The sequence below is a fragment of the uncultured Gemmiger sp. genome (assembly GCA_944388105.1).
Classification (GTDB): domain Bacteria; phylum Bacillota; class Clostridia; order Oscillospirales; family Ruminococcaceae; genus Gemmiger.
Window position 1 is genome coordinate 1 of record CALXHN010000102.1, and the last position, 6,935, is coordinate 6,935.

Below are 6,935 nucleotides of genomic sequence, written 5' to 3' on the forward strand. Positions count from 1 at the left end.
GGCGCGGGTCAGCCGGGTATAGACCGTGTTGACGTTTTTGCCCAGGATGCCGGCAATTTCGGGGGCGGTATAGCCCTCGTAATAGTGCAGGTAGATCACATCCCGGTAAGGCACCGGCAGGGCAAGGACGGCCTGCAGAACCTCCCGCTGCTCCGTCTCTGCGGGCATGGCCCGGTCCGTCAGTTCTTCCAGCGGTACCGTCCGGCTGCGGAAGAAGCTCTTGAGCAGGTCCTTGCAGGCATTGAGGGTCACCCGGATGATCCAGGCCCGCTCGTGTTCTTCCGACGCAAAGGGTTCGCCGTGGAGCAGATACTTCACAAAGACCGTCTGGAAGATATCCTCCGTATCGGCCCGGTTTTTGAGGTGCACGAAACAGATGCGCCGCACTGTGTCGGCGTATCGTTCAATGGCTCTGTTCACCTCTTGTTCGCTCCGCATGCCAATCCCCTGCCCGCTGCCTGCCTTTTATCCGCCGCAATGGCCATGACCCCGGCCGTGGTGCCCGCCGGCCATGCTGCCGCAGGCCGCTCCGCACACATCACACACCCCGTCACCGTCTGCATCGTTCCAGCAGGTCACCGCCTCCGCGCAGATATCGCACAGGCCGTCCCCGTCCGTATCCCGGCGGCAGGTATGATCGCCGCATACGGTGTTTCCGTCCACATCCGTCCGGCAGACGCTCTGCGCCGCCGTGATGCCGCTGATGCCATAGCCGCCGTGATGGCCGGCTGCCAGTGCGCCCGTTGCGCAGACGCCGAAAACCAGCGCCGCCACCAGACCCGTTACCATTGCTTTTTTCATCTGGATACCCTCCCGTGATTCTGTGGGCATACCGCCCGTTGCGGCCCTGAGGCCTCTTTCACCTGGAATACGACCGAGAGGGGCCGATCCATTCATCGGCTCTCCACTTTTTTTCTTTGTTCATCTTACCCCGCCCCTTCCGGCGGTGTCAACCGGCAGGGCTGCGTGCGGGGGCCGGCCTTTCAGGCAAACTGCACCCGTGTTTCCAGCACCGTGGTCCCGGGGCGGATGTCATACCGCACCAGGGGGATCTGGCATTTGGGAAATACCAGGCTGGTGTTGGGGACGGGCTCCAGCACCGCCGGCGTACCGCCAGACAGCGAGGACACCGCACAGAATCCGCCGGGGTATGCCGCGCGGGCGGCGGGGCCGTCCGTTTCCGCCAGGGCACCGGGCACATCGGCGGGCAGCGCAAATCCCGCATCAAAGGCCTCACAGGGAAAGGCGGCGGTGACGGTGTGCCGGCGCAGATGGCCGTCGGCCAGCAGGGTGATCTCGGTCACCACCTCCACCCCGGGCAGCGCAGACCACTGCCAGCGGATCCCGTTCCCGGTCAGGGTCCAGTCACCGCCGTTGCCCCGGACAAAGATCTGGCCGAGATACCGGAAACAAAGGGTGGAATCGGGGGCCGCCTCCTCCAGTGTGCGCTGGGACCGGGCAATGCAGAAGGGATACCGGGAACTGTAGCAGAACTTGGCATACTTTTCCTCCATCTGGGGAAAGGCATGTCCGATCCGCAGTCCGGCCGGATAGATCACCGCTGCGCCCTGCACGCGCTGGGCCAGGACATCCGCCTGGGGCAGCGGTTTTGCGGATTCCAGCGCCGGCATGGGCGCCGGTGTGACGGTCCAGAAGGGGTGGTCCTTTGGCAGCATCAGAAAAGCAAACGCCTTCATGCACCAGTAGGGGGACCCGGGGGCGTTGTAGTTTTCCGACATCATCAGGTTGGGATACCCGTAGCCGATGCTCAGCACGCCCCCGTTGTCCCGGATGGGCCTCTGGCCCCACCAGTCCAGGTGGCGGACCACCAGGCCCTTGAGCACGGCAAGGGGCAGAACGGGGATTTCCAGGCCGATGCACAGGGAGAAAAAGGCACACTGGGCAAAGCGGTAGGTCTGGGACCGGCCGTAGGCCACGGCGGGGCCGTCATCCCCGAACCAGTACACAAAACTCCGGGCAAATTCTTCGGCCCGCTGCCGGAAGCGGCTGCACCGCACGGGGTCCTCCTCCTGCATGACGGCGGCGTACAGCAGGGAATAAAACAGGATGGCAAAGCCGTTGTAGTAATCCTTCTGTCCGTTTTTGCCGTCCCGGTACCAGCCGCCCTCCGCATAATAGCTGTCGATGCGCTGCAGCCCCAGTTCCAGGCGCTCGGCACTGTAGGGACGGCCCCGTTTTTTCAGGGCGCAGTTCACCAGGATGCAGAAAAACTGCCAGTTGCTCTGGCTGCATTCATACCGGTTGATCTGGTTCAGCCACGCGGCCAGACGGTCTTTTTCTTCCTCCGCCAGCGGGTCCCACAGGACCCCGGGGGTCAGCAGCAGGCCGTAGGCGATGGCGGCCATCTCCACAAATTTCTGGTCCAGATCCCGGCAGGGGCCCCAATAACCGGGGCTTTGCGGGTCGGTCCCGGCTGCCAGACCCCGGCGGCAGAGCGCCTCCCATTCGGGGGCACGGCCTCCCCCCGCCCAGAAGGGTACCAGCCCCCACAGGGGACGGCTGAACGCCTCCATCGGTATGGTGGCGGTCTCATAGTGGGCGGCGGTGGCCCCCAGATCAAAGCCGGAACCGGCGGGTGTCAGCCGGGATCTCAACGGTTCCAGAAGAGCCAGCATGCGGCCGGCCCAGACGTCCCGTTCATTCATTTTCATGCGCCTCCCCTTTGCCGGCCAGGAACTCCTTGCGGTATGCCGCGGGCGTCTTGCCGTAATACCGGCTGAACACCTCGTTGAAATAGCGGTAATCCCGGAATCCCACCTCGTCGGCGATCTCGTAGCTGCGTTTGTCCGTACTGAGCAGCAGTTCCATGGCGTGTTCCATCCGCACGCGGTTCAGATAATCCTTGAAGTTCTGCCCTACCTGCTTTTTGAAGTAGCTGCTGAAGTAAAAGGAATTCATATGAATGTGCTTGGCCAGGACATCCAGGGTCAGGTTTTCCCGGTAGTGTTCGGAGATGTAGTCCATGACCCGGCGGATGTCCTTGTGTTCGTTCTTCCGCACCTGACTGGCCATCTTTTCGTACAGTTCGTCCAGAGCCTGCCGGAACAGCCGGGTCACGGCGCGGTAGTCGGGGGCTTCCCGGGCCGCATCCATCAGTTCATTGCTGCCCCCCGCACAGCGCACGCCGGTTTTTTCCAGCCGGTCCTGGATCATGCGGCGGCAGACCAGAAGATGGTACATGGCGGTATCGGCACGGCCGTCCGCGGCGCAGGCCACCGCATCCAGGTACCGGTCCACCGCCGCGCTGCAGGCGTCCCGGTCCTGCTCCATGAAGGTGGAGGCGATCTCCTCCTGCAGGGCATGGAGCTGGGCGGGCGTGGCCTGCCGCTCCGCAAAGGGCGACCGGTCCATGGCCAGCACCGTATCCGGCAGCCAGCCTTCAAAGTAGAAATAGCGCTGGCACACATCCCGGCAGGGACGGGTATAGGTGGGGACCAGATTCATCTCCGTTGTGGCGGGACTGTACACGAATCCCACCGAACACCCGCTGCGCTGGGACAGTTTTTTCTGCACCTCATGGAGCCAGTCGTCCGCCTGCTGTTCGGTCATATCGGTCAGGAGCAGGAAATAGTTCTGCCCTTTCTGGAAGGCAAATCCCCGTTTTTCCTGCTGGCACAGGGTGTCCAGCTGGCCGAAGAAGGAGAACTTGATCAGCTGCATCTCCATCTGGTTGCGCCCGGTCAGCCCCAGGGGCTGCACCACCACCAGCAGATACCGGGACGGCGAGAGGGCCGCCGCCCGACTGAAGGCTTCCTGCAGTCCGTTGCCGGTGGAGGGGCCGTCCGGCTCCTCGTAGTCCACCGAGACCGGCAGGCATTTCTGCACGGCGCGGAGCAGTTCGTCCTTCTTGACGGGTTTGAGCAGATATTCCACGGCCCCGTAGCTCAGGGCGTCGTGGGCATAGGAAAAGTCCTGGAACCCGCTGATGAAGATGACCTTTGTCTTTGACTGCACCGCATACAGCGCTTTCAGGATCTCAATGCCGATCATTCCGGGCATGGAGATATCCAGCAGGGCCAGGTCCGGTTTCCGGGCCAGGATCTCACTCAAAGCATCGCTGCCGTTTTCACAGGTGCAGCAGATCTCGATGCCCAGCTGGGACCAGTCGATCAGCATTTTCAGGCCGTTGATGATGACCGGTTCGTCATCCGCGATCAGCATGGTCAGCATGCGTATTTTCCTCCTTGTCTTCCCGGCTCTTCAGGTTGCCCGGGATGGTCACATGGATGACCGTGCCTACCCCCGGGGTGCTGAACAGGGAGATGCCGTATTCAGTCCCGTACAGGTAGCGCAGCCGGTCATGGACATTTTTCAGCCCGATGCTGCCCCACTCATAATCCTTCTTCTCCCCCGGCTGGTCGCTGTCCAGCAGGGCATAGATGCGGTTCACCGCCTCCTCGGTCATGCCCACCCCGTTGTCCATGACGGTGAGCACGATCTTGTCCTCCACCCGTTCCGCCGCCAGCTGGATATGCCCCTGGCCTTCCATGGGCTTGATGCCGTGGATGAAGGCGTTTTCCACAATGGGCTGCAGGATCAGTTTGGGGATCAGGCAGTCCACCAGATGGCCGCAGCTGCAGGAAAAGACCACCTTGTTGTTGAAGCGGCAGTTGAGCAGATACACATACTTGGTCAGGATGTCGATCTCCCTGCGCAGGGGCACCAGGTCATTGACGGTGCCGATCACATACCGTATCTGATCGGACAGGGCCTCCACCATCTCCGCCACCATGTTGTCCTGCCGGCTGACGGCGGTCATGCGGATGACTTCCAGGGTGTTGTACAGGAAATGGGGGTAGATCTGGCTTTTCAGGGCGTTGAGCTCGGCTTCGGTCTGTTTGATCTTGGCCACATAGACCTGCTTGGTATAGGTGTCCAGCTCGGCGCTCATCCGGTTGAACCGCTGGGTCAGATAGCCCAGTTCATCGTTGGAGGTCACCGGGATGCGGCCGGAGAAGTTGCCGCTTTCCACCTCGCCCATATGCTGGATAATGTTGCGCAGCGGCTGGGTCAGACGACGGGAGAAGAACATGGCCCCCAGCAGCAGGCAGGCCAGGGACAGGGCGGCCACCACGGTGATGATCTGCTGCATGGCCCGGATCTGGGCTTCGATGGGCAGGCGGCTCTGGGTGCACCAGACCGTCAGGCCGTATTCCGGGATCTCCTGCTGCAGGCACATCTGCCCGTGGGAAGGCTCTACTGAAGTGTCCAGGGTCTGGCCCGCCAGTGTTTCGTCGGAGGAAAAGTAGCAGTGTCCGGCGGCGTCGGTCACATAGACGGTGCCGCCGTCGGTCAGGTTCAGGGTATCAAACAGCTGGTCGAAGGTGTCGGTGCTCAGATCGATGAACAGGGTGCCCAGGTATTTTTCGTTGCCCACGGTGCCGGTGATGTCGTAATAGTTGCGTCCCACCGTGAGCACATACTGGGTGCGGGACCCGCGGAACCCCACATAGTCCAGCTTGTGGGTGGGGATCAGCAGCATTTTGCGGCTGGTGGTGTCCAGACGGCTGTAGCCGATCATCTCCAGGAAAAGGGCGTCATCAAAGTTGGAGTTGTTGTAGTTGCCCTTGTGGTAGCACACGGGGGTCTGCCCTGCGGGGGCGTAGACGAAATGGGTGGCCTCGATGCTGGGATCGGTCTTGTTCAGATAATTCAGGAACAGCCCCATCTCCCACCGGATGGACGCGGCCACATCCGCACTGTCCGTGAAATACTCTCCCGTCAGGATCTTGTGCAGGTTGTCGTAGTTGTTGTAATCATAGGAAAAGTCCCCCTGGGAGGAATAGTTGTAGTAGTAGCAGAACTTGGACAGGTCGGTGTAGCTGTCCAGCCGGGCCCGGATGGAATAGGCCGAATAGGCGATGGCGTCCTCATAGACCGTTTCCAGGCTGTCCCGGTACTCGGTGAGCATCTGGCGCTGCATCACGGTGGTCAGCAGTACGATGGGCAGGATGCCCAGCAGGATGGTGACGATGGTGAATTTTGCAAACAGACTGACCCGGAGCGGGCGGCGTGCTTTTTCCATGATGCGTTCACTCCAAAAATCCAAAATTGGGTGCGGGCATCTGCCCGCACCCAATCATACCATAACAGAGCCTTTTTTTCACCCTTTGGCCGCGCCGGACATGATGCCTTTGACGAAGTATTTCTGCAGGCAGACATAGATGATCAGCGCAGGTACCAGCGAGATCAGCGTACCGGCAAACACGATGTCCCAGCGGGCGGTGTACTGACCCACGAAGGAGTAGACCGCCACCGTGATGGTCTTGGCCTGATCGGAGGGCAGTGCCAGGTAAGGCATGAGGAAGTCGTTCCAGATTCCCAGACCGTTGAGCACGATCAGGGAGGCGGTGCAGGGGCCCAGCAGCGGGAACACCACACGCCAGAAGGCCATGAACTCGGTGCAGCCGTCGATCTTGGCGGCTTCCTCGATTTCCAGGGGCACGCCTTTCAGGAAGCTGGTGTACAGCAGGGTGCCGAAGGCCACCGACCCGGAGATGTAGCAGATGATGGGGCCCCACAGGGTACCGTAGATGTGGAAGACCTTCATCTCCTTGAACAGGGGGAACATGTACAGATGGAAGGGCACCATCATGCCGGCGGTGAAGTAGAGGTAGATGAACTTGGTGCTGCGGCTTCTGTGACGCTCGATGGCGTAGGCGGCCAGCGGCACGATGAGGACGATGAGGATCTCACTGACCACGGTCAGGAACACCGTGTGCCAGATGGCGGTGAAGAAATCCGTCTTGGCGAACAGATCCTGGAAGTTTTTCAGGTACAGCTCGGTGGGAAAAGACAGGGGCGATTTCAGGATATCGCCGTTGCTTTTGAAGGCGGAGATCACCGCAAAGTAGATGGGATAGACAAAGAGGAAGGCCAGAACTGCCGTGACAACGAAGGTGACAACGGTGGAT

6 protein-coding genes are annotated in these 6,935 nt (G+C 61.1%); all 6 read right to left on the bottom strand.

Annotated features, from left to right (window positions below):
• The coding region (locus Q0K17_RS09635) for a sigma-70 family RNA polymerase sigma factor (protein WP_366776892.1) at positions 1-420 on the bottom strand (420 nt) is incomplete at its 3' end.
• A 45-nt stretch (positions 421-465) separates the two neighbouring features.
• On the bottom strand, positions 466-801 hold the full coding sequence (locus Q0K17_RS09640; RefSeq protein ID WP_294542609.1) for a hypothetical protein: 336 nt from the start codon (positions 799-801) through the stop codon (positions 466-468).
• Between the two features lie 182 nt (positions 802-983).
• Positions 984-2,666, bottom strand: a complete 1,683-nt coding sequence (locus Q0K17_RS09645; RefSeq protein WP_294542610.1) for a DUF2264 domain-containing protein — start codon at positions 2,664-2,666, stop codon at positions 984-986.
• Positions 2,659-4,191 carry a response regulator gene (locus Q0K17_RS09650; RefSeq protein ID WP_294542612.1) on the bottom strand — a complete coding sequence of 511 codons (1,533 nt, stop codon included), beginning with the start codon at positions 4,189-4,191 and terminating at the stop codon, positions 2,659-2,661. Before Q0K17_RS09650 ends, Q0K17_RS09645 begins: the two co-directional genes overlap by 8 nt.
• Positions 4,166-6,046, bottom strand: coding sequence for a histidine kinase (locus tag Q0K17_RS09655; protein ID WP_294542614.1), 1,881 nt, complete (start codon positions 6,044-6,046; stop codon positions 4,166-4,168). Before Q0K17_RS09655 ends, Q0K17_RS09650 begins: the two co-directional genes overlap by 26 nt.
• Positions 6,047-6,124: 78 nt before the next feature.
• Positions 6,125-6,935, bottom strand: an 811-nt coding sequence (locus Q0K17_RS09660) for a carbohydrate ABC transporter permease (protein ID WP_294542615.1), incomplete at its 5' end; no start/stop codon positions are given.

What these genes read in the sequence shown, in the direction of transcription:
- Q0K17_RS09640 (WP_294542609.1), bottom strand. Translation starts at nt 801, where the DNA reads ATGAAAAAAGCAATGGTAACGGGTCTGGTGGCGGCGCTGGTTTTCGGC.
- Q0K17_RS09645 (WP_294542610.1), bottom strand. Translation starts at nt 2,666, where the DNA reads ATGAATGAACGGGACGTCTGGGCCGGCCGCATGCTGGCTCTTCTGGAA.
- Q0K17_RS09650 (WP_294542612.1), bottom strand. Translation starts at nt 4,191, where the DNA reads ATGCTGACCATGCTGATCGCGGATGACGAACCGGTCATCATCAACGGC.
- Q0K17_RS09655 (WP_294542614.1), bottom strand. Translation starts at nt 6,046, where the DNA reads ATGGAAAAAGCACGCCGCCCGCTCCGGGTCAGTCTGTTTGCAAAATTC.